Here is a 3,494-nt window from a genome sequence, read left to right on the forward strand (position 1 = left end):
CCGCAGAAGCATCCCGGTCTATCCCTGTAACAAAAACCCCAAAAGGGTTTACAAATTGCTCGGCAGTTCTCAAGGCCCTTAGTGCTTTATCTGTGTCGGCGATCCCCATTTCCATTGGGGTATTCACCACCCAATTATGGTGTAGTACAAAAGGCCTGGCCGAGGCAGATGGATTCTTTCGGATTTTCTGTTCTGTTTCTTTCAGTTCTGCCACGGCCCAGGGTTTGTTCAGGGTATCGGCGCGGACGATAGCATCTTCAATCAAATGGAGGGCCTGTTCATCCGTACCGATAAAATCGGCATAGGAATTGAATTCTTCTGACCAGAATTCACGGTTTATTCTCTCTTTAAGGCTTTCTGCCAATTGCCGGTATTCTGCTGCGAGATCTCCTTCATTCAGCACATCCGCCATCTTTGCAGCATCAGCGAATGCCCTTTGTGTGTAAGCGGCAACATCGATCATTTCGCTGTCAAGACCGTGAATCTCCATCATCCCAAAACCATCAGGAAATAGGTTCTGGTTGCTATCATTAGTTTCCATAAGCCATGCTAGCCCTTTCTTAACCGTAGGGAAATATCTTTCAAGGAATTTCCGCTCGCCATTCCAGCGGTAGATTTCCCAGATCAGGGAGGCGAATTGAGGGGTTTCATTGATATTACCGGGATTAAATACAGCTCCGTTGGTAGACATTTCATGGATGATCCTCCCGTTTCCGTTCACGGCATCTGAAACACTGTCTAACAACCTGATGGTTTGGTGAACCACGTCGGTTTGCCCAACAGCCATATAGCCTTTTAATGCGTATTCGCTGTCTACGCCAAACCACCAAGGGTAATCCGGTATGCCGGCGGTAATGCCTGTTCCAATTCCAGGCACCTTCCTGATCAGCCAGTCGCAATTGTATTTTAGCCATTCAAAAGTTGTATTGAGCGTAGAATCCGGAGTGGTGAGTTTCGAATTTGCTGCCAGTTTCGAATACCGTACCTTTTTCTGGGAGAGGTAAGCGGATGCATTTTCAAGGATATCGTTGTACGTGTTCCGGGCATGCTCCTCGGTGGCATAGGAACCGGCTATGGCAAATAGGATGCTGGTCTTGCTCTCAGGTGCAAGACTTATATTGTAGATAAGTGCTGAGGAATTGGTGTTGGAGTCCTTTTTGGAAGTTTCGGTCACTTTTAGCGGGTGGTCAGCGCCAAACACCACAAACCATGGGTTGAGGGAGTCTTTGACCACCCAGGCCCCCAGCTCTTCGTCAAAAACAGCCATATCCTTTCCATCTATCATCCCTGTGCGTTCTCCCAGCCAAACCGGACGCAGGTCGGTGTGCCCTGTAAAGCTAAAATCAAGGTTTTTCTCCTGCCCACTGTTATTCTCAAAGGTGAATTCTACGATAATCCCTTCTTTGTCATCGGGGACAAACTGACGGCGGACAACTGACAGCCCCTCTATCACATCATTATAGTGGTGTTCATTGGCAAATGGATAGTTAACAAACCTATCGGCCTTTTGCAATGCCACCTCTGCCGAGCCAAGTGTAAGTTTGGCTTCAAAGCCATCCATGAGTTTAATGGGATGGTCCCAGATACCCCCCATTTCCCCAGGCACATGCCAGCCAATATCAGGGAAACTGCCATCCTGATGGCCAACCATATAAAGCCGGTTGCCCGCAGTAACGTAGGGAGACGCCATATAGGTTATATTTCCGGGAATAGCGGGAGCATCTTGCAGAAGATTTCCCAGGTTGTCAGGCGCCTGCCTGGAAGTGCAGGACAGGAGTAATACGATGAATAGGGACGGGAATAAAAGATAAGTTTTCAAAATCAAAAAATTAAAGAGGTTGGAAACATAAACGAATTTATGAATTTAGCCGCTATCCGGATGGTGTGGTGTAATCAACTCAAACAAAAAAAGCGACATCAAATTATTTGATGTCGCTTTCTTTTAGCTTACGGTTTTCCCTTCTTTATCCTTAAAACGGTATTCAAGATAGGTATAGGCATCCCTCGGAAGGATTTTGATCCACTTCTTGTGTTCCATAAACCATTTGGAACGTATAGAAGGGAATCCTTTGGTGAGGTAAGCTGCTATAAACGGATGTGCATTTAAGATCAGGTTTTTGTTCTTGTGCGGACCTTTTAAAATCTTTTCTAGGTCCACATTGATCTTGTCAATAAGCACAATGGGCGCTTCCACTTCACCACCAGGCCTGCTAGGGTCCTCTTCTGTGGTCTTGATATTAACTTCTGGTCTTACCCGTTGGCGGGTTATCTGAACCAGGCCGAATTTACTCGGCGGAAGAATTTTGTGCTTGGCCCTGTCATCCTTCATCTCTTCCCGGAGAAAATTGAACAGTTTCCTGCGGTGCTCTGATCTCACCATATCAATGAAATCTACCACGATAATACCGCCCATGTCCCGCAACCTGAGTTGCCGTGCAATTTCTGAAGCGGCCAGGAGGTTCACTTCCAAAGCCGTGTCTTCCTGATTTTTTGCCTTGTTGGAGCGGTTACCGCTGTTGACATCAATCACGTGCAGGGCTTCGGTATGTTCTATTACCAGGTAGGCCCCTTTACTCATGGAGGCTGTACGGCCAAACGACGTTTTTATTTGTCGTTCGATCCCGAATTTCTCAAAAATGGGAACAGAAGATGAATACTGTTTAACTATGGATTCCTTAGAGGGGGCGATTTCCTGAACGTAATCCTTGATCTGGTTATAAAGCGTTTCGTCATCTACGTATATACCTGTGAAGGTATCGTTGAATACATCTCTCAGGATGGAGGAAGCCCGGTTTAATTCTACCAGGACTCTAGATGGGGTTGGCGCTTTATACAATTTCTTACACAATGCTGTCCATTTGTTCAGCAAGTTTTGCAAATCCTTGTCTAATTCTGCGACTTTTTTGCCTTCTGCAACTGTTCGGATGATCACTCCAAACCCTTTGGGTTTAATGCTTTTCACAAGTCTTTTTAACCTGTCTTTTTCTTCTTTGCTTCCGATCTTCTGTGATACGGAAACCCGATCAGAAAAAGGCACCATGACCAAGTATCTTCCGGCTAAGGACAGTTCTGAACTGATTCTTGGACCTTTGGTACTAATGGGTTCTTTCACGATTTGCACCAGGAGGGACTGATTGGCTTTTATGGCGTCATTGATGCTGCCATGCTTATCAATATCCTTCTCAAATGGGAAATTTTTCAGGGAATAGTCCCTGAGTTTTCCGGTGCTCACTCTTTTAATAAACTTCAGCATAGATGCCAATTGCGGTCCGAGATCATGGTAATGCAGAAAAGCGTCTTTTTCATAGCCTACATTTACGAATGCTGCATTAAGTCCTGTCACCGGCTTCCGGATCTTGGCGAAGAAGATATCCCCGACATTGAATTTGCTGTCGTCAATATCTTTGTGAAGCTCTATGAGTTTTCCATCTTTCAGTAAGGCAAAATCGACGGCATTAGAATCGGATCTTACGATTAATTCTCTTTTCACCTGT

The 3,494-nt window shown here is 45.6% G+C and carries 2 protein-coding genes; both read right to left on the reverse strand.

Annotated features, from left to right (window positions below; genetic code table 11):
• A partial coding sequence (locus tag AC4E7D_RS12845) for an alpha-L-rhamnosidase-related protein (RefSeq protein WP_490174188.1) occupies positions 1-1,819 on the reverse strand: 1,819 nt, incomplete at its 3' end.
• 123 nt (positions 1,820-1,942) lie between these two features.
• Positions 1,943-3,490 carry an Rne/Rng family ribonuclease gene (locus AC4E7D_RS12850; RefSeq protein WP_490174189.1) on the reverse strand — a complete coding sequence of 516 codons (1,548 nt, stop codon included), beginning with the start codon at positions 3,488-3,490 and terminating at the stop codon, positions 1,943-1,945.
• Between the last annotated feature and the right edge of the window lie 4 nt (positions 3,491-3,494).

It is taken from the genome of Lentiprolixibacter sp. (assembly GCF_982873095.1).